18 protein-coding genes and 2 tRNA genes are annotated in these 21,297 nt (G+C 65.1%); 7 read left to right on the top strand and 13 right to left on the bottom strand.

The window, feature by feature from the left end; all coding sequences use genetic code 11:
• Positions 1–62: 62 nt before the first annotated feature.
• A complete protein-coding gene (locus SBA_RS12895; RefSeq protein WP_261934736.1) occupies positions 63–1,394 on the top strand; it encodes a dihydroorotase in 1,332 nt (443 codons plus the stop codon).
• Between the two features lie 51 nt (positions 1,395–1,445).
• Here SBA_RS12895 and rarD read toward each other — a convergent pair whose 3' ends face one another.
• A complete protein-coding gene (gene rarD, locus SBA_RS12890) occupies positions 1,446–2,303 on the bottom strand; it encodes an EamA family transporter RarD (RefSeq protein WP_390902452.1) in 858 nt (285 codons plus the stop codon).
• Positions 2,304–2,344: 41 nt separating this feature from the next.
• Complete coding sequence (locus SBA_RS12885; RefSeq protein ID WP_224549578.1) at positions 2,345–2,566, bottom strand: hypothetical protein; 222 nt, start codon at positions 2,564–2,566, stop codon at positions 2,345–2,347.
• A gap of 157 nt (positions 2,567–2,723) precedes the next feature.
• On the opposite strand from SBA_RS12885, the gene SBA_RS12880 reads away from it, so the two are divergent.
• On the top strand, positions 2,724–3,467 hold the full coding sequence (locus SBA_RS12880; protein ID WP_261934735.1) for a hypothetical protein: 744 nt from the start codon (positions 2,724–2,726) through the stop codon (positions 3,465–3,467).
• A 149-nt stretch (positions 3,468–3,616) separates the two neighbouring features.
• Here SBA_RS12880 and SBA_RS12875 read toward each other — a convergent pair whose 3' ends face one another.
• The 6 genes from SBA_RS12875 to SBA_RS12850 form a co-directional block, all read right to left on the bottom strand.
• Positions 3,617–4,300 carry a DUF2490 domain-containing protein gene (locus tag SBA_RS12875; protein ID WP_261934734.1) on the bottom strand — a complete coding sequence of 228 codons (684 nt, stop codon included), beginning with the start codon at positions 4,298–4,300 and terminating at the stop codon, positions 3,617–3,619.
• A gap of 128 nt (positions 4,301–4,428) precedes the next feature.
• Complete coding sequence (locus tag SBA_RS12870) at positions 4,429–6,057, bottom strand: alpha-D-glucose phosphate-specific phosphoglucomutase (RefSeq protein WP_261934733.1); 1,629 nt, start codon at positions 6,055–6,057, stop codon at positions 4,429–4,431.
• An 88-nt stretch (positions 6,058–6,145) separates the two neighbouring features.
• The gene (gene pth / locus SBA_RS12865) at positions 6,146–6,715 is read right to left on the bottom strand and encodes an aminoacyl-tRNA hydrolase (protein WP_261934732.1); all 570 of its coding nucleotides are present in this window, start codon (positions 6,713–6,715) and stop codon (positions 6,146–6,148) included.
• 76 nt (positions 6,716–6,791) lie between these two features.
• On the bottom strand, positions 6,792–7,409 hold the full coding sequence (locus tag SBA_RS12860; protein WP_261934731.1) for a 50S ribosomal protein L25/general stress protein Ctc: 618 nt from the start codon (positions 7,407–7,409) through the stop codon (positions 6,792–6,794).
• Between the two features lie 200 nt (positions 7,410–7,609).
• Entirely contained in the window at positions 7,610–8,500 is an 891-nt protein-coding gene (locus SBA_RS12855; protein ID WP_261934730.1) for a TraB/GumN family protein, read from the bottom strand.
• Positions 8,497–9,438 (bottom strand): TraB/GumN family protein, encoded by a 942-nt coding sequence (locus SBA_RS12850; RefSeq protein ID WP_224549468.1) that lies wholly within the window; start codon positions 9,436–9,438, stop codon positions 8,497–8,499. Before SBA_RS12850 ends, SBA_RS12855 begins: the two co-directional genes overlap by 4 nt.
• Positions 9,439–9,599: 161 nt before the next feature.
• Between SBA_RS12850 and SBA_RS12845 the strand changes: the two genes are divergently transcribed.
• The 3 genes from SBA_RS12845 to ppdK all read left to right on the top strand — a co-directional run bounded on the left by SBA_RS12845 (position 9,600) and on the right by ppdK (position 15,750).
• Positions 9,600–10,499, top strand: a complete 900-nt coding sequence (locus tag SBA_RS12845) for a glycine--tRNA ligase subunit alpha (protein ID WP_129926437.1) — start codon at positions 9,600–9,602, stop codon at positions 10,497–10,499.
• Positions 10,499–12,904 carry a glycine--tRNA ligase subunit beta gene (gene glyS, locus SBA_RS12840; protein WP_261934729.1) on the top strand — a complete coding sequence of 802 codons (2,406 nt, stop codon included), beginning with the start codon at positions 10,499–10,501 and terminating at the stop codon, positions 12,902–12,904. The genes SBA_RS12845 and glyS overlap by 1 nt, the downstream gene beginning before the upstream one ends.
• Positions 12,905–13,050: 146 nt before the next feature.
• Entirely contained in the window at positions 13,051–15,750 is a 2,700-nt protein-coding gene (gene ppdK / locus SBA_RS12835; RefSeq protein WP_261934728.1) for a pyruvate, phosphate dikinase, read from the top strand.
• A 61-nt stretch (positions 15,751–15,811) separates the two neighbouring features.
• Here ppdK and SBA_RS12830 read toward each other — a convergent pair whose 3' ends face one another.
• A complete protein-coding gene (locus SBA_RS12830) occupies positions 15,812–16,291 on the bottom strand; it encodes a hypothetical protein (protein ID WP_261934727.1) in 480 nt (159 codons plus the stop codon).
• Between the two features lie 113 nt (positions 16,292–16,404).
• Here SBA_RS12830 and SBA_RS12825 point away from each other — a divergent pair.
• Both SBA_RS12825 and SBA_RS12820 read left to right on the top strand, forming a co-directional pair.
• Positions 16,405–16,481: transfer RNA gene (locus SBA_RS12825), tRNA-Arg, on the top strand.
• A 56-nt stretch (positions 16,482–16,537) separates the two neighbouring features.
• Positions 16,538–16,614, top strand: a tRNA-Arg gene (locus SBA_RS12820).
• Positions 16,615–16,664: 50 nt separating this feature from the next.
• Here the strand turns inward: SBA_RS12820 and SBA_RS12815 are convergent.
• From SBA_RS12815 to SBA_RS12800, 4 genes are all read right to left on the bottom strand, one after another.
• Positions 16,665–18,116 carry a cobyric acid synthase gene (locus SBA_RS12815; RefSeq protein ID WP_261934726.1) on the bottom strand — a complete coding sequence of 484 codons (1,452 nt, stop codon included), beginning with the start codon at positions 18,114–18,116 and terminating at the stop codon, positions 16,665–16,667.
• Positions 18,117–18,169: 53 nt separating this feature from the next.
• Positions 18,170–19,795: a pilus assembly protein TadG-related protein gene (locus SBA_RS12810; protein ID WP_261934725.1), complete on the bottom strand. Its 1,626-nt coding sequence runs from the start codon at positions 19,793–19,795 to the stop codon at positions 18,170–18,172.
• Complete coding sequence (locus SBA_RS12805; protein WP_261934724.1) at positions 19,792–20,241, bottom strand: TadE/TadG family type IV pilus assembly protein; 450 nt, start codon at positions 20,239–20,241, stop codon at positions 19,792–19,794. The genes SBA_RS12810 and SBA_RS12805 overlap by 4 nt, the downstream gene beginning before the upstream one ends.
• Positions 20,242–20,411: 170 nt before the next feature.
• Positions 20,412–21,296, bottom strand: a complete 885-nt coding sequence (locus tag SBA_RS12800; protein WP_261934723.1) for a PAS domain-containing protein — start codon at positions 21,294–21,296, stop codon at positions 20,412–20,414.
• Position 21,297: the final 1 nt, after the last annotated feature.

Raw genomic sequence — 21,297 nt, 5'->3', positions numbered from 1 at the left:
GTTCGGCAGTGCCCTTCGACTTCGCTCAAGGCGAACGGACTTATAAAGCGGAAACCTACGCCATGACCCAGACCTTCGACATGATCCTCAAGAACGGCACCGTCCATACGCCGGGCGGCGCGGAGAGCGTGGATGTGGGCGTGCGGGCCGGGAAGATCGTGGCGATCGGCGCTAGCTTGGGCGATGCGGGCGAGGTGATCGACTGCACCGGCCTCGACGTTCTGCCCGGCTGCATCGATAGTCAGGTCCATTTCCGCGAGCCGGGGTTGGAGCATAAGGAAGACCTCGAATCGGGCAGCCGCGCCGCGGTGCTGGGCGGCGTGACCGCCGTATTCGAAATGCCCAACACCAATCCCAACACCGACACCGCGGAGCGGGTGCATGACAAGCTGAAGCGCGCGCATCATCGCATGTGGTGCGACCATGCCTTCTATGTCGGGGCGACCGCCGACAATGCCGAGCAGTTAAAGGAGCTGGAACGCATCCCCGGTACGTCTGGGGTAAAGATCTTCATGGGCGCCTCGACCGGCAGCCTGCTGGTGGACGATGACGACGCCCTGTCGCGCGTGCTGGCCAGCGGCACGCGCCGCGTCGCCATCCATGCCGAGGACGAGACGCGGATGAACGCGCGCAAGGTCCATGCGCTGGAAGGCGATCCGTCGACCCACCCCGTCTGGCGCGACGATGAAAGCGCGATGATCGCCACGAAACGCATCATCGCGCTGGCGCGCAAGGCGCGCCGTCGCATCCACATCCTGCACATCACGACGCCCGCCGAACTGGAATATATCGCGCAGAACAAGGATATCGCGACCTGCGAAGTGACGCCGCAGCATCTGACGCTGGCGGGCGAGGACGCCTATCCGCGCCTTGGCACCTATGCGCAGATGAACCCGCCGATCCGGTCGGGCGCGCATCGCGACGGCCTGTGGTTCTGGCTCAATCAGGGCGTGCCCGACGTGCTGGGCAGCGACCATGCGCCGCACACGATCGAGGAAAAGGCCAAGACTTATCCCGCATCGCCCAGCGGGATGCCGGGGGTGCAGACTTTGGTGCCGTTGCTGCTCAACCATGTGGCGGAGGGGCGGCTGTCGCTGCGGCGCTTCATCGAACTCACCTCGTCGGGACCGCAGCGGGTGTTCGGGCTTGTCGGCAAGGGACGGATCGCGCTCGGCTATGACGCCGACTTCACCGTGGTCGATCTGAAGAAGCGCTGGACGGTGGGCAGCGACTGGCTCGCGTCGCGCTGCAACTGGTCGCCGTTCGAGGGCGATCAACTGACCGGCAAGGCGGTCGGCACCATCATTCGCGGCAATCGCGTGATGTGGGAGGATGCGCTGGCCAATGCGGCGGTGGGTGAAGCGGTGCGGTTCGAGGCGACCCAGTTCGCCTGATATCGTCCATCCGTCCGCTTCGAGACCGGCTCGAAACGGACGGATGGAGATTTATGCCGTCGCCAGCCGGTTGCGCCGCGCGTTGGCGATCCCGTCGCTGGCGAAGAAGATGAGGCCGAGCCAGATCAGTCCGAAACTCGCCATCTGGCCGGTGCTGAGCTTTTCGCCGAACAGCAATATACCGCACAGAAATTGCAGCGTGGGCGCGAGATATTGCATCAGGCCGAGCGTGGCCATCGGCAGGCGCTGGGCGGCGACGGCGAACAGCACCAGCGGCACCGTGGTCACCGCGCCGGAGATGATGAGCAGCGCCGTGGTCGGCATATCCTGCCCGAAACCGACGCCGCCATGCCCCATTTCCCATAGCAGATAAGCGATGGCGAGCGGCGTGAGCAGCGCGGTTTCGACGCCCAGCCCGGTCATCGGCGCCACCGGCGTCAGCTTGCGGAGCAGGGCGTAGAAGGCGAAACTGAAAGCCAGCGCCAGACTGATCCACAGCGTGGTCAGCGCCGACGCGGCAAGAATGGCGACGCCGATGGCGGCGACGCCGATCGCCAGCATTTGCGAGAGCCGCAGCTTTTCCTTGAGCACAAGGACACCCAGGGTGACGTTCACCAGCGGGTTGAGGAAATAGCCCAGGCTGGCCGCGACGATATGGCCGCCGTTGACCGCCCAGACATAGGTCAGCCAGTTGACCCCGATCATCATCGCAGATCCCGCCAGCGGCACCACCAGTCGCCGGTCGCCCATGGCGCCAAGGAAGGCGGGCAGCCCTTTGCGGGCGGCGATGATGGCGAGGATCAGCAGCAGCGACCAGAGGATGCGCTGGGTCACGATCTCCACAGGATCGACATGGTGCAGCAGGCGGAAGAAGAGCGGCAGCAGCCCCCATAGGCCATAGGCGGCCAGTGCTGCGAGCAGACCCTTGCGCGCTTCCGGATGATCCCGGATCAGAATATGCCGCCGCCCAGAAACAGCCGCAGCGCGCCGAAAGCGGCGACGATCAGGCAGAAGTTCCGCCCGCCATTTTTCGACGACATCATGCCGACAAGGGCGCCGAACAGGGCCAGCGGCACCAATATCCAATTGAGCGCGCCCAGCAGCGGAATGATCGCGGGGATCATGAGGATGAGGGTGACAAGGCCGATGAAGCCTGACAATATATTGAGCATCGGCCCATCATGGCCGACCAACTGTCCCAGAGCAAGACAGCGGGACAAGGCCATTCGATAAGAGCTGGCCATCTGCGCAAAAATCGGCAGATTCACCAAATATCCTAATGGAATATTAACTTGCCCTCTTCATGGCTTGTTTACGAAGGAGTGAAGCATGGCGCGTGTCCGGTCTTTAGCGATGGTTTCTCTGGTGCTGGCGCTGGCCGCGTGCGGCAAGGGGGACAAGGATGCCAGCCTCGCCGCGCTCGATGCGCAACTGACCGACAATGCGACCGACCCGGCGCTCAAGGGGGCGCTGGCCGATCCGATCGTCGTCGATCCGCAGTTGGTGGGTCAGGCCAACCGCAATGCCGTGCGTCCCGCCGATCGGCCCGCCAATGGCGCGGTGCCGGTGCTGGCCGGAGACGCTGGCGCAGCGCAGGCGGAGGCGGTAAAGTTGGCCGGCGGCAAGCTGATCGCGGCCCCGGCGGCGAGCGAGGGCGAGGCGATGGCGTCGACCGTGACGCTGGGCGCGGTCGCGCGCGAACAGGCCGGGCGCCGTGGCGGCAACGGCAACTGCGCGAAGAAATTCAATTATGGCATGGAATGGGCGCAGCGACTGCCCGAGCCCTTCGGCCTGTTCCCTGGGGCGCAACTCACCGAGGCGGCGGGAGCGGAGGCCGGTGGCTGTACCCTGCGTGCGGCCAGCTTCGTGACGCCTGCGCCGCGGCAGGGTGTGATGGATTATTATTACACGCTGGCCCGCCGCGCCGGCTATGATGGCGAACATAAGATCTTGGGCGGCGACCATGTGCTGGGCGGCACCCGCGGGTCCGACGGCAGCGCCTATTTCATCCTCTTCACCGATGCGCCGGGCGGCAAGACCAGTGTCGATATCATCGCTGATAACGGGCGGTAGGCCTGTTGTGCGACGGCAAGTTGGACAGTTCTGGCGGAGTCTATCGTCTTAAATCACTGTAATAATTTGATTTTTGATCGACTTGCCATGAACCGTTGTGCGCTTTCATCCTATTTTTCTTTGTTATCAAAGGCTTGCGCAGAAGTGCATCAGTGCCTGACGAAGAGCGTTACGGACGCCACATGGTTGACGCGCATGTTGCCCGCGCGCTGATTGATGATCTGGTTGAGATAGCCCACTTCCAGTGTCGATGCGCCGGGCAGGCCGATTTCCGCGCCGACGAAGCTGCGTAGCTGGTCGAAGCCGCTGCGTGCGCCCCAGTCGGTGTCGTTGAGCGCGGCGAAACCCTCGGCATAGACCAGCGCGTTGACGGCGTCGCTGTCGGCACGCAGCGGTTTTTCGTAGCGAAGCATCTCGCGCAGCCGCCAGCCCATGTCGTCGCCGTCCGAGCGCCAGCGCTGTTCGAGGCGCGTGCGGGACGAGAGTTCGCCGCTCCAGGGCTTGCCGAGCGTCCAGCTCAATTGCTGGAAGCTGCGTTCCTCGTTGATATCCTTGCCGCCCTCGATCGGTGCGACGACATGGGCATAGCCCTGATAGAGGGTTAAGCTGGGGGAGAATTTCCAGCCTACAGCGCCGCGAAACAGCGACTGGTCGACCCGCGAGACGCCGTCGCCGATACGTGGCTGGATCTCCGCGAAATAGACCAGTTCGTCCTTCACCGATCCCATGGCGGTCAGGTTGAGCCAGAATTGCTCATCCTGGCTGGTGGCCGCGCGGCTTGGGTTCGACAGCAGGGCGAGGCAGGCGGACAGGCAAAGGGCGAGGCGGCGCATGGATTTCCTGGGATCGGAAGAGGAACGGACCGCCGACGGACGGGTGACCTTTCTCTAATCCGTACGCATGTCCATCTTGTTGCCCGTGCGTTAGTTTATGTTCGGCCCGGCATGTTTGAAGCCGGGTGTCAGGTGATGACGCTCGGCTGCTCCATCCCGATATGGCCGGATATGTCGGCGACCTCCTGCGCGGCGGCGATCAGCGGGGCGAGGGCGTCGCCGGTTTCCAGGCCGAGGTCGCCGTCCGGGCCGACATAACGCTCGATATAGACGCGAAGGGTGGCGCCCTCCGTGCCGGTGCCGGACAGGCGGAACACCACGCGCGATCCGTCCGTGAACAGGATGCGGACGCCCTGGTTGCGGCTGACCGACTGGTCGGTGGGGTCGGTATAGGCGAAATCGTCGGCGGCCTTGACCGTGCCGCCGCTGCTTGCGGTGCCGGCCAGCGTCGCCAGCTTGCCCCGCAGCGCCGCCATCAGCGCATCGGCCTTGTCCTTGGCGATGGCTTCATAATCGTGGCGGGCATAATAGTTGCGGCCATAGGTCGCCCAATGGTCCGCCATGATGGCGGCGACGCTTTGCTGGCGGACGGCCAGGATGTTGAGCCAGAGCAGGACGGCCCAGATGCCGTCCTTCTCGCGCACATGGTCGGAGCCGGTGCCGGCGCTTTCCTCGCCGCAGATGGTCGCCATGCCGGCGTCGAGCAGGTTGCCGAAAAATTTCCAGCCGGTCGGCGTCTCGTAGAGCGGCACGCCCAGCTTTTTCGCGACCCGGTCGGCCGCGCCGCTGGTCGGCATGGAGCGGGCGATGCCCTTGAGGCCAGCGGCATAGCCGGGCGCCAGATGGGCGTTGGCGGCCAGCACCGCGAGCGAGTCCGAGGGCGTCACATAGCAATGGCGGCCGATGATGAGGTTGCGGTCGCCGTCGCCGTCCGACGCCGCGCCGAAGTCGGGCGCGTCGGGGGCCATCATCCGGTCGTACAGTTCTTTGGCATGGACCAGATTCGGGTCGGGATGGTGATGGCCGAAATCGGGGAGCGGCGTGCCGTTCATCACCGTGCCCTGCGGCGCGCCCAAGCGGCGCTCGAAAATCTCGACCGCATAGGGGCCGGTGACCGCGCTCATGCTGTCGAAGGCGAGGGTGACGCTGCCTGCAATCTGGGCGCGGATCGCGGCGAAATCGAACAGGCTTTCCATCAGGTCGGCATAGGCCGCCACCGGATCGACCACCTGGACCGTCATGTCGCCCAACTGGCTTTCGCCGATCGTGTCGATATCGACATCGGCGGCATCGAGGATTTTATAGCTGTCGATGACGAGCGAGCGGGCGGCGATGGCGTCCGTCACCTTTTCCGGCGCGGGGCCGCCATTGCCGATATTATATTTGATGCCGAAATCCTCGTCCGGGCCGCCCGGATTGTGGCTGGCCGACAGGACGAGGCCGCCGAACGCGCCGGATGCGCGGATCAGGTGCGAGGCGGCGGGGGTGGACAAGATACCGCCTTGGCCGACCAGCGCCCGGCCGAAGCCGTTGGCCGCCGCCATCTTCAGGACGATCTGGATGACGTCGCGGTTCAGGTAACGGCCGTCGCCGCCCACCACCAGCGTCTGCCCGGCAAAACCGTCGAGGCTGTCGAACACCGACTGGACGAAATTTTCGGCATAATGGGGCTGCTGGAAAATGCGGACCTTCTTGCGCAGGCCGGACGTGCCGGGCTTCTGGTCGTCGAACGGCGTCGTGGCAACGGTGTAAATCACCCAATATCCCCTGAACTGCGTTTGCGCACTGCGATATTATGGGCCTTATGGCCCGGCAATGTTGCGACGCGCAATCGGGTTAAGCTTTTCAGGCGGCCAGCCGCAGCGCCACTTCGTTCATGAAGCGGGCGTCGTCATTCTTCGCCAGCCATTCGGCTTCCGCGCCGATTGCGGCCAGCATGTCGGTCAGGGCGTCCATCTCGCCCTTGGCGTAATTGCCCAGCACATAGCCATGGACCTTGTCCTTATGGCCCGGATGGCCGATGCCGATCCGCACCCGGCGGAAATCATTGCCGATATGCGCGTCGGTCGAGCGCAGGCCGTTATGCCCGGCATTGCCGCCGCCGCGCTTCACCTTGACCTTCATGGGCACCAGGTCGAGTTCGTCGTGGAAGACGGTGACGTCCTGCGGTGTCAGCTTGTAGAAGCGCATGGCTTCGCCGACCGAGCGGCCGCTTTCGTTCATGAAGGTCGCGGGTTTGAGCAGGATGACCTTTTCCGGCCCGATCCGTCCTTCCTGCACCCAGCCCTGAAACTGCTTCTTCGGCGGCGAAAAGCGATGCAGGTCCGCGATCAGGTCCGCGACCATGAAGCCGACATTGTGCCGATGCATCGCATATTGCTGCCCCGGATTGCCAAGGCCGGCCCAGATTTGCATGGTCATGCTCCAAAGAAAATCCCGCCCGCCGGGTAGGCGGACGGGATCGGAATTTCCAGCCCGGAGGCAGAAAGGCTTATTCGCCTTCGGCCGCCTCGGCGTCCGCTTCGCCTTCGGCGCTCTTGAGAGCCGACGGGGCGACGACGGTCGCGATCGAGAAGTCGGTGTCCGCATGCAGGGCCTTCGAACCCTTGGGCAGGGTCACGGCGCTGATGTGGATCGAATCGCCGACTTCCAGGCCGGTCAGGTCGACCACGACTTCGTCGGGGATTTCGGCCGCATCGACTTCGAGTTCGATGTCGTGCGCGACGATGTTGAGCACGCCGCCCTTCTTCAGGCCCGGCGAGGCGTCTTCATTGGCGAAGCGCACGGGCACATGGACGTGAACGGTGGCATGTTCCGAAACGCGCAGGAAATCGGCGTGCAGCGGACGGTCCGAGACGGGATGGAAGGCCACGTCCTTGGCGAGGGTGCGGACGGTCTTGCCGCCGACTTCGACCATGATGACCGAATTGAAGAAGTGGCCGGTGCCGAGCTGCTTGTTGAGGAGCTTTTCCTCGACATGGATCGACAGGGGTTCTTCGTTCATTCCATAGATGACGGCGGGTACGCGGCCCTCACGGCGGAGGGCGCGGGAGGCTCCCTTGCCTGCCCGATCGCGTGCCTCGGCCGACAGCGTAAGCTGCTCGCTCATTGCGTGTCTCCAAAAGCAAAATTGATGTACTTTCCCGCCACGCCTCCAGGGATGACCATAGCGGGAGGCGGCCCTTTAGCAGAAAAGGGCGGGAATGCAAGGGTGGGGGCGATATTGCGCAAGGTCCGTTCGGTTCGCGCTTGTCGAGAACGATGGACGCGTTCTCGACAAGCTCGAACCGAACGGTGGTGGGGGAGGCGTTACTGCACCCGCGTCACCGTGAACCCCCTGGCCTTGAGCAGGTCGATCAGATTTTCCCGGCCGGTCAGGTGGCCCGCGCCCACCGCGATGAAGGGGCGGCCCTGCATCGGTTCGATCGCCTTTACCCAGTCGCGATTGCGGGCGACCAGAACGGCTTCCTCGACCATCGGGTCGGGCTGCTCGCCAATCTGGTCCTCCTTGGCGATCGCCTCCATGTCGCCCTTCGACCAGGCGGTCAGGATACGGTCGTAGAGCGCCTTCATGCCCTTGGCTTCATGGACGGTCTGAACGAGCAGGCGGGACTGCGCCGGTTCGGGCAGGGTGTCGAAGGCGGCGAATTGCCGTTCCACCGTCTCCAGCCCGCCGATCGGCTTGCCGGCTTTCCTGAACGTTTCGATCAACACCGGCTCGACGCCGTCATCCTGGCTGACGCCCAGCCCCTGCTGGCTGGCGGCGGACAGCAGCATGGCGGCGGCCCAGCTTTCATAGCCCGACAGCAATTGGCTGTTGGTGCCGCCGTCGGCCATCGCCTTCACCAATGCCGTCTTTTCCTCGTCCGGCACGCGTCGTTCCAGCGGCGGCAGGTCGGCGCTGCGGCCCATTTTCTCGAACAGGGACAGCGTTTTCTGCTCGTCCTGCAGGTCCGCAGCTTCCAGAATCAGACGGTCGGAGGCGGTCATCGCGTCCTTTATCGTGGGTGTGTCCCAGGCGACACCCTTGGGCAGGACGTGGATCGTGCCGAACAGCCAGCCTTTCAGTTCGCCGCGCTGCACCTGCCACAGGGCCGGGCCGCCTTGCGCGGTGGACTGTTTGGGGGTGTCATTCTGTCCACAGGCTGCGACCAGCGTCAGCGCGAACAAAGCGAGCAGGCGGGTGACGACGCGCATCATGGCTTTCCATCTTTCACGGGGGTTGGCTTCAGGCGGCGGGCGCGCAGGCCCAATGTCTTGAGTTGGTCCTGCACGCTGCCCTTGCCGGCGAGATGACCCGCGCCCACGGCGACGAAGACGGTGCCGGGCTGGTCCAGCCGCGCCTTGATCCACTTGGCCCAATGGGCATTGCGGCCGGTGAGCAGAACCTGCGCCAGTTCCGGCGTCGCTTCGAGCGATTCGTTCATCGACTTGGCCAGCTTGTCCGGTTGCCCGGCCTGCCAGTAGCGCAGCAGGTCGCCAAATTCGCTCTCCATTTCCGGCAGACCGTCGACGGTGGCGTTCAGGAACTGCACCTGCTGGGCCATCGGCAGGCTGGCGAAGAAGCCGACCTGCTGCTCGACGGTTTCGAGCGCATCGACCTTCTTGCCCGAGGCCTGCGCCGCGCTGCGCAGGATTTTCTCCGCGCCGAGGTCATTTTTATAGCCCAGCTTTTCGAGCGGGGCGACCGACAGCGCCATGCCGCTCATCCAGGGATTGAACATGTCGAAGGTCCGCCAGGGCAGGCCGTTGGCGTCCATCGCCGCCTGATATCTCGTCCGCGCATCGGGGGCCAGCCGGTCGGACAGCTTCACCCCGTCCTTCGCCATCGCCATGGTCGTCATGGCCGCGCCGATCGCGCGGGGGTCGTCCGGCTCGATAATCTCCAGCACCAGTTCGTCCGACCGGTCGAAGGCGCGCTTTATGTCGCCATGGAACCAGTCGATGTCCGGTTTCATCACATGGACGGTGCCGAACAGATAGATGGTGGTGTCGGCATCCTGCACCGCCCACAGCGCCGGGGTGGCGGTCGCGATGCTGGAGGCGGGGGCGGCGGCGGGTTTGGCATGGGCAGGGACGCCGCCGATCAGCAGCCATGCGGCGCCAAAGGCCCGCAACAGGGTGGGTAGCAATTTCATGCTCCCTTCAATGGGGAGCGCGGGGCGGGAGGGCAAGCCGCTTAACCCTGTTTAGGGCGGCTTCCGCTAACCCTTGGCCCCTAACCCTTGGCCCTTGACCCTATCGGCCCCATGGGCCAAGGCGCGGCCACGTAATTCAGCGATTTCGATAAGGACGTTTCGTGGCCGAAGGCAAAGCGCTTTCCTTCCAGGACCTGATCCTGACCCTCCATGCCTATTGGGGGAAACAGGGCTGCGTCATCCTCCAACCCTATGACATGGAAGTGGGGGCGGGCACATTCCATCCCGCGACCACGCTGCGGGCGCTGGGGCCGCAGCCCTGGAACGCCGCCTATGTTCAGCCCAGCCGTCGCCCGACCGACGGGCGCTATGGCGAAAATCCCAACCGGTTGCAGCATTATTACCAATATCAGGTGATCATGAAGCCCAGCCCGGCGAATTTGCAGGAACTCTATCTTGGGTCGCTGGTGGAAATCGGCATCGATCCGCTGGTCCATGACATCCGCTTCGTCGAGGACGACTGGGAAAGCCCTACCCTGGGCGCCTGGGGTCTGGGCTGGGAAGTGTGGTGCGACGGGATGGAAGTCACCCAGTTCACCTATTTCCAGCAAATGGGCGGATATGACTGCAAGCCGGTCGCGGGTGAGCTGACCTACGGGTTGGAGCGGCTGGCCATGTATATTCAGGGCGTCGACAGCGTGTACGACCTGAAATTCAACGACGCCGGCGTCACCTATGGCGACGTGTTTCTGGCCAACGAACAGCAGATGTCGAAATGGAATTTCGAGGTTGCGGACACGGACAAGCTGTTTCGCTGGTTCAAGGATTGCCAGGCCGAATATGGTCGTTGCATCGAAGCGAACGTGCCGCTCGCCGCCTATGACCAGGCGATCAAGGCGAGCCATGTGTTCAACCTGCTCCAGGCGCGCGGCGTGATTTCCGTGCAGGAACGCGCCAGCTATATGGGTCAGGTGCGCGACATGGCGAAGGGCAGTTGCGAGGCGTGGATCGCCAGCAATGCCGACGCCTGGAGCGCCAAATTTCCGGGGTGGACCGCGTGATGACTGATTTCCTCCTCGAATTGCGCTGCGAGGAAATTCCCGCGCGTATGCAGGTCAAGGCGTCGGAGGATCTGGCGCGCCTGTTCACCGAAGAACTGGCCAGGGCCGGCCTCAAGCCCGCTGCGATCGACAGTTTCGTGACGCCGCGTCGCCTGGCGCTGATCGCGCGCGACCTGCCCGTGGAAACCGCGGCGGTGAGCGAAGAGCATAAAGGTCCGCGCACATCCGCGCCGCCCCAGGCGCTCGAAGGCTTTCTGCGCAAGACCGGCCTGACCCAGGACCAGTTGGAAGACCGGGACGGCGTCTGGTTCGCCGTCGTGAACAAGCCCGGCCGCGCCACCATGGATGTGTTGACGCAGGCCGTGCCCGCCGTCATCCGCGCCTTTCCCTGGCCCAAGGCGATGCGCTGGGGCGTGGCAAGCCAGACGACCGAAAGCCTGCGCTGGGTCCGCCCATTGCAGGGGATCGTCGCCATTTTGGGCGAGCAACTGGTCGATATCGTGGTCGAGGATGTGCGGTCCGGCTATGCGACGCTGGGCCATCGCTTTCACCATCCCGGCGCGATCACGATCGGCGGCGCGGACGACTATGTCGAGAAGCTGCGCGCCTGCCATGTGATCGTGAGCCATCAGGAGCGGCAGGCGATCATCGCGGCGAAGGCCGACGAAGCCGCTGCCGCCCATGGGTACAGCGTGATCGAGGATAAGGGGCTGGTCGCGGAGAATGCGGGCCTGACCGAATGGCCGGTGCCGCTGCTGGGCGATTTCGACCCGGCTTTCCTGGAAGTGCCGCCCGAAGTCATCCAGCTTACGCTGCGCATCAACCAGAAATATTTCGTGCTGCGCGATAGCGCGGGCAAGCTGGCCCCCGCCTTTATCTGCACCGCCAATATCGAGGCGAAGGACGGCGGCGCGGCGATCGTCGCGGGCAACCGCAAGGTGCTGGCCGCGCGGTTGAGCGATGCCCGCTTCTTCTGGGAGCAGGATCGCAAGACGGCGCTGGCGGACCATGCGCAGAAGCTGGCGCGCATCACTTTCCACGAGAAGCTGGGCACCGTTGCCGACAAGGTGGAGCGGGTCGCGAAGCTGGCGCGGTGGCTGGTGGAGGAGGGGATCGTTACCCCCGCAAGCGTCACCCCAGCGGAGGCTGGGGCCTCCCTTTCTTCCGAAGGCGTACAAGGCAGTGAGATGCCAGCCTGCGCTGGCATGACGAAGGAGGCTTTGGCCGACCTCGCCGAACAGGCCGCGCGCCTTGCCAAGGCCGACCTGGTCACCGAGATGGTCGGCGAGTTCCCCGAATTGCAGGGCGTCATGGGCGGCTATTACGCCCGCGCCGAAGGCCTGCCCGATGCGGTGGCCGACGCGATCCGCGACCATTACAAGCCGGTCGGGCAGGGCGACGATGTGCCCACCGCGCCGGTGACGGTGGCGGTGAGTCTGGCGGATAAGCTGGATACCGTAGCTGGCTTTTTCTTGATCGGTGAAAAGCCTACCGGATCGAAAGACCCGTTCGCTTTGCGCCGCGCCGCAATTGCTATTCTTACCCAGACCGCACAAGCAAATGTCTCGATACCGATGCTGCTGGTTGTCAAATTAGCCGCTGCGAATGTCGCGTTTCAAAGGCAGACTCCGCCACTTGCCAAAGTGTTGCCAGTTTTGGACGCCATCGGTGCGTTAAAGACTGATTTTGGATGGTCAGAGATATTCGACCGCTTGATTGACGGTGCAACCAGCGTCACGAACGATGATGCGCGCAAATATGTCTTGGCCTCAGAAATGGCCTCGATTGAAGTCCTCGACTTCTTCGCCGATCGCCTCAAAGTGCAGCAGAAGGAAGCCGGGGTCCGCCACGACCTGATCGACGCGGTGTTCGCGCTTGGCGGCGAGGATGATCTAGTTCGCCTGCTGGCGCGCGTCCATGCTTTGCAGTCCTTCGTCGCGACCGATGACGGGGCCAACCTGCTCGCCGGGTACAAGCGGGCGGCCAATATTCTCAAGAAGGAGGGGGCTGTCCTTTCTGCTCCCCTCCCTTTCAGGGAGGGGCCGGGGGTGGGTGCCGCCGAAGGCGGCTCCGACATCTCGCAGGATGAGGGCTCGCTCCGCTCGCCACCCACCCCCGACCCCTCCCTGGAAGGGAGGGGAGAATATCAGTTGGAACCTGCCGAAGCTGGGCTGCTCGCCGCGCTCGACGCTGCCGAACCGCGCGCGATGCAGGCCGTCGCCGACGAACGGTTCGAAGACGCCATGACCGCGCTCGCCACGTTGCGCGCGCCGATCGACGCCTTTTTCGACACCGTCACGGTCAACGACGCCGATCCCGCAAAACGTGCGGCGCGTCTCGCGCTGCTCGACCGGGTGCGTTTGGCGGTGCATGGCGTCGCGGACTTTTCGAAAATTGCGGGATGACGGATAAGTCGGACATATCCGTCCATAAAAATGACGGAATGACGACAAAATCCTGATAAAGGCGGGTGCAATTTGCACCTGGCTTTTGTAAAGGCTGCTGCAGCGCACAATATTCACGGCAATCAGTGCAGGGAGAGCCGGATCACATGGTTACGACGGAAGAGGCCATCATGAACAGCACCGCGACGCGCTATGTCTATCGTTTCGGCGGCGGTGTCGATGATGGCGGGCAGGGCGACCGCAACCTGCTGGGCGGCAAGGGCGCCAATCTGGACGGCATGGCCGCGATCGGCCTGCCGGTGCCGCCGGGCTTCACCATCACCACGGAAATGTGCACCCGCTATTATGTCGATGGCGGCAAATATCCCGAAAGCCTGACGCCGGAAGTCGCTGGCGGCATCGCCCATATCGAGGGGATCACAGGCAAGCGTTTCGGCAATGCGGCCGATCCGCTGCTGGTGTCGGTCCGTTCGGGCGCGCGCGCGTCGATGCCGGGCATGATGGATACGGTCCTTAACCTGGGCCTCAATGACGAAACCGTCATCGGCCTGGCGACGACCAGCGGCGACGAGCGCTTCGCCTGGGACAGCTATCGCCGCTTCATCCAGATGTATTCGGACGTCGTGCTGGAACTGGACCATGGCGCGTTCGAGGAAGCGCTGGAGATCGCCAAGGAAGACCAGGGCTACAGCCTGGACACCGAGATGACGGCCGCCGACTGGAAGGCGCTGGTCGCCGAATATAAGGCGCTGGTGCAAAAGCTGTGGAACAAGCCCTTCCCGCAGGATGTGCATGACCAGTTGTGGGGCGCGATTTCGGCCGTGTTCGGTTCCTGGCAGTCGGAGCGCGCGAAGGTCTATCGCCGCCTCAACAACATTCCCGGCGAATGGGGCACCGCCGTCAACGTGCAGGCGATGGTGTTCGGCAATATGGGCGAAACCTCGGCGACGGGCGTGGCGTTCACCCGCGATCCGTCGACCGGCGAGAACGCCTATTATGGCGAATATCTGATCAACGCGCAGGGCGAGGACGTGGTCGCGGGCATCCGTACCCCGCAATATCTGACGCTGGCCGCGCGCGAGCGGGCCGGGGCCAAGCCGCTGTCGATGGAAGAGGCGATGCCGGAGACCTATGCCGAACTGGCGAACGTCTTCCAGATCCTCGAAACCCATTATCGCGACATGCAGGACATCGAATTTACGGTGCAGCAGGGCAAGCTGTGGATGCTGCAGACCCGGTCGGGCAAGCGCACCGCCAAGGCCGCGCTGAAAATGGCCGTGGATATGGCGCATGAAGGGCTGATCACCGAAGAAGAGGCGGTTGCCCGCGTCGATCCCGCCGCGCTCGATCAGCTCCTCCATCCCACGCTCGATCCCAAGGCACCGCGCGATGTGCTGACCAAGGGCCTGCCCGCGTCGCCGGGTGCGGCCAGCGGCCTGATCGTGTTCGACGCCGACACCGCCGAGCGCCGCGCCGAACTGGGCGACGCCGTCATCCTGGTGCGCGTCGAAACCAGCCCGGAAGATATTCACGGTATGCATGCGGCCAAGGGCATCCTGACTGCGCGTGGCGGCATGACGTCGCACGCGGCCGTGGTGGCGCGCGGCATGGGTCGTCCCTGCGTGTCCGGTGCGGGCGGCATTTCGATCGACGGCAAGACCAAGATCCTGCGCGTCGGCGGCCGCGAGCTGAAGGAAGGCGACATCCTGACCATTGACGGGTCGACCGGCGAAGTGATGGCGGGCGAAGTGCCGACCGTGCAGCCCGAACTGGCTGGCGATTTCGGTACGCTGATGGTGTGGGCGGACAAGGTCCGTCGCCTCAAGGTCCGCGCCAACGCGGAAACACCGCAGGACTGCAAGGTCGCGCGCGAATTCGGCGCTGAGGGCGTGGGGCTGTGCCGCACCGAGCATATGTTCTTCGACGCGGCGCGCATCACCGCGGTCCGCGAAATGATCCTGGCCGACAGCGAGAAGGGCCGCCGCGTCGCGCTCGACAAGCTGCTGCCGGAACAGCGCGACGATTTCGCGCAGATATTCATGGTGATGGCGGGCCTGCCCGTCACCATCCGCCTGCTCGATCCGCCGCTGCACGAATTCCTGCCCCATGGCGAAGCGGAGTTCGAGGAAGTGGCCAAGGGTGCGGGCGTCAGCGTCGACACGCTCAAGCGCCGCGCGGCGGAACTGCATGAATTCAACCCGATGCTCGGCCATCGCGGTTGCCGCCTGGGCGTGACCTATCCCGAAATCTACGAGATGCAGGCGCGCGCGATCTTCGAAGCGGCGCTGATCGTCAAGGCACGGGGCGGCGAAGCGCCGATCCCCGAAGTGATGATCCCGCTGGTCGCGACCGCCAAGGAGCTGGAGCTGATGAAGGCGATCGTCGATCGCGTCGCAGCCGAAGTGTTCGAAGAGCAGGGCGAGCGCGTCGACTATCTGGTCGGCACCATGATCGAACTGCCGCGCGCCGCGCTCAAGGCGGGCGAGATCGCCGAAGTCGGCGAATTCTTCTCCTTCGGCACCAACGACCTGACGCAGACGACGATCGGCATCAGCCGCGATGACGCCGGCCGGTTCCTGACGCAATATGTGGACAAGGGCATCTTTGCCCGCGATCCCTTCGTCAGCATCGACGTCGAAGGCGTGGGCGAACTGATCGAACTGGCGGCGGAGCGCGGTCGCAAGACCCGTCCGGACATCAAGCTCGGCATTTGCGGCGAACATGGCGGCGATCCCGCCTCGATCGCCTTCTGCGAAGCGACGGGCCTCGACTATGTGTCGGCGTCGCCCTATCGCGTGCCGATCGCCCGACTGGCCGCAGCGCAGGCGGCACTCGCCCGGAAGTGACGGCAAAAAGGGCGGGGCATCAACCCCGCCCTTTTTCTTTGGGCTGATGCTGTGGGCAGGCTCAGCCGAACAGGCCGCGATTGTGGCCCTTCTCCAGCTCGCTGGCCTGCTTGCGCCAGTCTTCATGCGCGATGGTGCCCGGTTTCAGGCCCAGTCGCGCCTCCAAGGTCGCTTCCTGCTCGGCATTGAGCGCGGCGATCTGGCCATAGCGATGATAGCCGGCTTCGTTCAGCGACAGTTCCTGGGCCTGGCTTACGCCGCTGATCCTGCTCAGATCGTCGCGGCCATGGACTGCGCCCGCGACCGCCGTCGCCGTGCCAGCGCCGATCGGTCCCGCCGACTGGCGTTCCAGCTCCGCGATCCGGGCATGGGAGGCCTCTATGCGGGCGTCCCGCTCCTTGATCGCGCTGCGATGCACCGCTTGTTCGTCCTGCCACAGCCGCCGATATTTGCCGCGACCGCTCATCATCAGACCCAGCAGCCAGCCGATGACCAGCACCACCAGCAGCAACGCAACCTCGTTCAGATTGAAGCTCATCATGGCGTCCTCCTGCCGCATTGAACGAGGGACGGTGGATAAAAGTTGCCAGGCCATAAAAGTGCAAAAAAGGGGCTTGCCCAATCGGCCAAGCGCTTCTATCTGCGCGTCTCCACGCACCCATAGCTCAGCTGGATAGAGCATCAGACTACGAATCTGAGGGTCGGGCGTTCGAATCGCTCTGGGTGCACCATTTTTCGAAGGGCTTTTGGTCCGGGCTTACAGCCGCGGTCCGTTCGTCTTTCCTGCGCACCCATAGCTCAGCTGGATAGAGCATCAGACTACGAATCTGAGGGTCGGGCGTTCGAATCGCTCTGGGTGCACCATCATTCGATCGAATAAAGAGGCGGCGTCTGGCCGCCTTTTTTGTTTAGCGTCAGGCGGTCGCCAGCGCCACCATGGCGTCGATATCGACATGGCTTTCCAGCAGCGCAGCCACCTCGTCCAGCGCGTCCTCGACCGACTGGTCATAGTCCCGCCCCGCCGACCCGCCGCCCAGCCGCCGCAACAACGCATCGCGTAGCGCCGTGCTGCCGAGCAGGCCATGGACATAGCTGCCCATCACCCGCCCGTCGCGGCTGATCGCCCCGTCCGGGCGCGCGCCGTCGATCAGGGCGAAGGGGCGGGCACAGTCCGGGCCGTCGGTGACGCCCATATGCATTTCATAGCCGGTAAAATCGGCGTCTAGCGCGCGGCCGCGCACTTGCTCCAGCGTCTTTGCCCCGGACAGGCGCGTGTCGATATCGAGCAGCCCCAGCCCTGCGACCGATCCCGCCGGTCCCTCCAGCCCTTCGGGATCGGCGATGGTCCGGCCCAGCATCTGATAGCCGCCGCACAGGCCCAGCACCGCGCCGCCGCGCCGGTGATGGGCGCGGATGTCGATGTCCCACCCTTGCGCGACCATGGCGCGCATGTCGGCGACCGTCGCCTTCGATCCGGGCAGGATGACCAGCGCCGCGTCGCCGGGGATCGCCTGTCCCGGCCCGATCATGCGCAGGTCGACGGTCGGCTCCAGCTTGAGCGGATCGAGATCGTCGAAATTCGAGATGCGCGGCAGCACTGGGCAGGCGACGACCAGCGGCGCGACGGTCGAGAAGGTCCGACGTTCCAGCACCACCGCATCTTCGCTTGGCAATCGCGCGACGGCGTCGAGCCAGGGCACCACGCCAAATCCGCGCCAGCCCGACAGCGCTTCGATCTGGGCATAGCCATCCTCGAACAGCGCCGGGTCGCCCCGGAATTTGTTGATGAGGAAGCCGCGGATCATCGCCGCGTCGTCGGGATCGATGACCGCGCGGGTGCCGACCACCGCGGCGATCACGCCGCCGCGGTCGATGTCGCCGACCAATATGACCGGCACGTCGGCGGCGCGGGCGAAACCCATATTGGCGATGTCGCCGGCGCGCAGGTTGATCTCGGCCGGCGATCCCGCGCCTTCGACCACCACGATATCGCACTGGCTGCGCAGCCGTTCGTAGCTTTCCAGCACCGCGCCCAGCAACGGCCCGCGCGCGCTGCGGAAATTGCCCGATCCCAGCGCGCCGCGCACCTGACCATGAACGATCAGTTGCGATGTTCGATCGGCCTGCGGCTTGAGCAGCACCGGGTTCATATCGGTATGGGGGGCGACGCCGCAGGCGATCGCCTGCAACGCCTGCGCCCGGCCGATCTCCCCGCCGTCGCTGGTGACGGCGGCGTTGTTGGACATATTCTGCGGCTTGAACGGGCGCACCCGATAGCCCCGGCGCGCCAGCGCGCGGCACAGCCCCGCCACCAGCACCGACTTGCCGACGTCCGATCCGGTTCCCTGCAACATGATAGCGCCCATGGCCTGCTCCTGACGGTGCAGCGCGGGCATGGCAAGGGGGATCAAGGTACGGATCAGGCGACGATGGCCGCCATGCCGCAGCGGCGCTGATGGACGCGCACCTCCGCCGACCCTACCCGGACGCCCAGCGTGGCCGTGACGCTGTTGAGGATGCCGTCCAGCAGTGGTGCGGTGGTGCCCAGCACCGCGCCGACCAATGGGCTGAGCGGGCTGTTGCCGATGGTGATGCCTAGAAGCGACACCTGTATCTGGGTCTGGCCTGCCAGGCTGGCGGCGATGCCCTGCGTCAGATCCTGCGTGCTGACGGTCTTGGCCTGCTGCGCGCTGATCTCCGACGGCGAGAAATGGACGCTATGGGTCTGGGTGCCGCCCAGGCTGATATTGGCATAGCCGGTGACGCGCGTACCGAGCGTCTGTGCCAGCATGGCGGCGCGCGGGTTGGCGGGGACCGAAAAATTGGTCAGCGCACTCATATCGACATCGCCCAGCACCGCGGTCCCGACCGACGGCGTGACCGCCAGGGTGACGCCGCCATCGCTGCCGCACTGGATATCCGACAGGCGCGCCTCCGCCGCCGCCAGTTCGACATAGAGCGGCACTCGTACGGAGGCGATGCCGGACAGTGCAGTGGCGACGGAGCTTTCCAGATAGATGCGGGTCTGGGCGGTGCGCAGCACCACGTCGCGCTTGGCGGTGATGCTCATCAGCGGCGAGCGGGCCTGTCCCTCGCCCGTCACCAGCATCAGCCGCGTGCTGCTGAGGCCCGGCACGGTGACGCGCAGGTCCATCGGGATTGTCGTCCCCGATGGCGGGCTGAGCACCATGCGCAGCATGGAGAAGGCGTCGAGCAGGATATTGGGTTGTCCGGTGGCATTGGCGGCGCCCCGCATCGGACCGAGGTCGACAATGTCGCTGAGACGGACGGCGCGGCCCGGAATGCGGCTGGACAGCGCCAGCAGGGTCGTGGCGGCGGGGCTGGCCCCGGCGCTGTCGGCCATCGCGCCGAGCAGGTCGGACAAGGGGATTTCCCTGTCGAACAGCGCCCCATAGGCTTCGCCGTCGCGCCCGGTCCGTACGCGCAGGGCATCGGCCATGTGCAGCAGGTCGAGATTGGCGCTGGCCAGCCCGTTATAATCCATCACCGACAGGTTGAGTTCGGTGCCCGCAAGATTGGACAGCAGTATGTTGGGCAGTCCGCCGCTGAGCGAAGCAAGGCCGGTGCCGAGCGAGAAGGCGGCGGCGTCGGTGCGGGCGGCGGTGGCGCGGGCGCTGAGGTCGATGCCGTCCCGGCCGACCAGCAGGCGGGCGAAGAAGAGAGGCGCGCGGCGGCGCACCTCCACCCGCATGGCGCCGCCATTGGCATCGCCTGCTCGGAAGCGCTGGTCCATCGGAAGGGAGGCGTCGGCGGAATAGCTGCCGGTGTCGAAGGTCGCGAGGGCCGCGCCGTTGATCCCGCTGCGCCCGACCAGTTGTTCGGCGGCGGTTCGTCCGCCATCGGCGGCGGCCAGCGCGGCGGCATCCGCTACGCCCTGCAACTGGCGACGGGCCAGATAGACCGATCCCAGATCGACCGCGACGGTGGCGGCGCCCGCCAGCATGAACAGCGATCCGGCCAGGATGAAGGTCACGCCGCCACGCCGGTCCCGCGCCAGCGCCCGGTCGAAGCGCGCGCCGGTCATTGGCTGGCGATCCGCACGACGGCGCTTCGTTCCAGCACGTTGCCCGGCATCGGGAAGGGCATGGCCGAGAACAAGGGCGCGCTGGAGAGACTGTAGCGCAGCGTCACCGTATAATAGCCGCTGCTTTCGCCGGTACTGACGCCGATCGTCTGGGCGGCGGGGGCGGGGAAGGCGGCGCGCGCGGCAACGACGCTCTGGTCGACCAGCGTGCGGCGTTCGGTCGCGTTCAGCCCGGCCACCGACGCGCGGGCGGCATCATTGGCGGCCTGTGGCAGGCTATGGGCGGTTATGAACCAGCTGCCATAGGCCAATATCCCCATCAGCAGCAGGATGAGCAGCGGCAGGGCGAAGGCCGCTTCGATCAGGCTGCTGCCGGCCTGATGGCGCAGCAGCGCGACCAGCGGTCGACGCGATCGGGTGAAGGAGCAGGCGCTATCGTAAGACATGAGAGCGATGCTACGGGGCGCGGTTCAATATCGCGTATGCTTCGCCTGTCGGGCATTTGGCGGGTTTTACATAGTGGAGACGAGCGCCCGGCAGACAAAAACTGGCCTTCTCCGCAAAAGTTGCGCACGCCCACCGGACATCATCCGATATGGACGTTGTTGTCGCGCATTCAGGCGGCGTTCGTGGGAGTAATGACGATTACGGCGCCCTCCGTACCGTAAATGCCGTGCAGCCGGGCGATCGCCGCGTCGATCGGCGCCAGCGAACCGTCGTTGGTCAGCAATTGGGTGGCGAACCGCATGTCGCCTTCGCCACGCAGCACGCGTTCCATCTGCTCGCGGAAGTGGGGGCGAGCGGGCAGCGCGACCAGGTCGGCGACCGGCACGTCCGACAGCCGATCGGCGGTCAGGCCGACCATCGCGCAAAAGCTGTCGTTCACGACATCGATGAAGCCGCGCATCGACACCCGGACATAACCGACCCCGCCATGCACCCCCATTGCCTTGAGGATCGCCGATTTGACGTCGGCCAGCCGGTGGCGCTGCATGTCGGCGGTGATGTCCCGCAGCAGCAGGCCGACGCCGCCGGCGAAGGGGAAGGTCTGGACATGCAGCCAGACGTCACCGCGAAAGGGGGAGGGGATATCGGCCGCGCTCGCCTCGCCCGAAGCCAGGCTGTGGCGGATATGCGCCTCCGTCAGCGTGCCGGCCAGTTCGGGAAAGGCGTCCCACAGCGACTGATCCTCCAGACGCCGGTCCCATCGCCTGGCCATCGCGAGCGCCACCCCATTGACATAATCGATGGTCAGGTCGGCGCGGCACAGGATCAGCCCCTGATGCATCCGCGCGGCGAGTTCGAAAGTGCGGTCGGGCGCGACCGCGCCATCGTCGCCGACCGTCATCGTGCGAAAGCGGTCCAGCCCGATGAAGACATGGGTTTCGCGGCCATGATGGGTGACCATCACCGGCTCATGCGATCCAACCTCGCGCCAATGGGCGAAATTGCGCACCAGTTCGGCGGCGGGCACGCTGCGCCTGCGTCGATCGTCCAGCATC

The sequence above is a fragment of the Sphingomonas bisphenolicum genome (genome assembly GCF_024349785.1).
Classification (GTDB): domain Bacteria; phylum Pseudomonadota; class Alphaproteobacteria; order Sphingomonadales; family Sphingomonadaceae; genus Sphingobium; species Sphingobium bisphenolicum.
The sequence above is the reverse complement of the archived record's forward strand: the minus strand, read 5'-3'. Positions and strand labels throughout refer to the sequence as shown.

Excerpts from the sequence above, each read along its gene's own strand:
- SBA_RS12895 (WP_261934736.1), top strand. The coding sequence starts at position 63 with ATGACCCAGACCTTCGACATGATCCTCAAGAACGGCACCGTCCATACG.
- SBA_RS12885 (WP_224549578.1), bottom strand. The coding sequence starts at position 2,566 with ATGCTCAATATATTGTCAGGCTTCATCGGCCTTGTCACCCTCATCCTC.
- SBA_RS12880 (WP_261934735.1), top strand. The coding sequence starts at position 2,724 with ATGGCGCGTGTCCGGTCTTTAGCGATGGTTTCTCTGGTGCTGGCGCTG.
- SBA_RS12875 (WP_261934734.1), bottom strand. The coding sequence starts at position 4,300 with ATGCGCCGCCTCGCCCTTTGCCTGTCCGCCTGCCTCGCCCTGCTGTCG.
- pth (WP_261934732.1), bottom strand. The coding sequence starts at position 6,715 with ATGCAAATCTGGGCCGGCCTTGGCAATCCGGGGCAGCAATATGCGATG.
- SBA_RS12860 (WP_261934731.1), bottom strand. The coding sequence starts at position 7,409 with ATGAGCGAGCAGCTTACGCTGTCGGCCGAGGCACGCGATCGGGCAGGC.
- SBA_RS12855 (WP_261934730.1), bottom strand. The coding sequence starts at position 8,500 with ATGATGCGCGTCGTCACCCGCCTGCTCGCTTTGTTCGCGCTGACGCTG.
- SBA_RS12850 (WP_224549468.1), bottom strand. The coding sequence starts at position 9,438 with ATGAAATTGCTACCCACCCTGTTGCGGGCCTTTGGCGCCGCATGGCTG.
- glyS (WP_261934729.1), top strand. The coding sequence starts at position 10,499 with ATGACTGATTTCCTCCTCGAATTGCGCTGCGAGGAAATTCCCGCGCGT.
- ppdK (WP_261934728.1), top strand. The coding sequence starts at position 13,051 with ATGGTTACGACGGAAGAGGCCATCATGAACAGCACCGCGACGCGCTAT.
- SBA_RS12830 (WP_261934727.1), bottom strand. The coding sequence starts at position 16,291 with ATGATGAGCTTCAATCTGAACGAGGTTGCGTTGCTGCTGGTGGTGCTG.
- SBA_RS12815 (WP_261934726.1), bottom strand. The coding sequence starts at position 18,116 with ATGGGCGCTATCATGTTGCAGGGAACCGGATCGGACGTCGGCAAGTCG.
- SBA_RS12810 (WP_261934725.1), bottom strand. The coding sequence starts at position 19,795 with ATGACCGGCGCGCGCTTCGACCGGGCGCTGGCGCGGGACCGGCGTGGC.
- SBA_RS12805 (WP_261934724.1), bottom strand. The coding sequence starts at position 20,241 with ATGTCTTACGATAGCGCCTGCTCCTTCACCCGATCGCGTCGACCGCTG.
- SBA_RS12800 (WP_261934723.1), bottom strand. The coding sequence starts at position 21,296 with ATGCTGGACGATCGACGCAGGCGCAGCGTGCCCGCCGCCGAACTGGTG.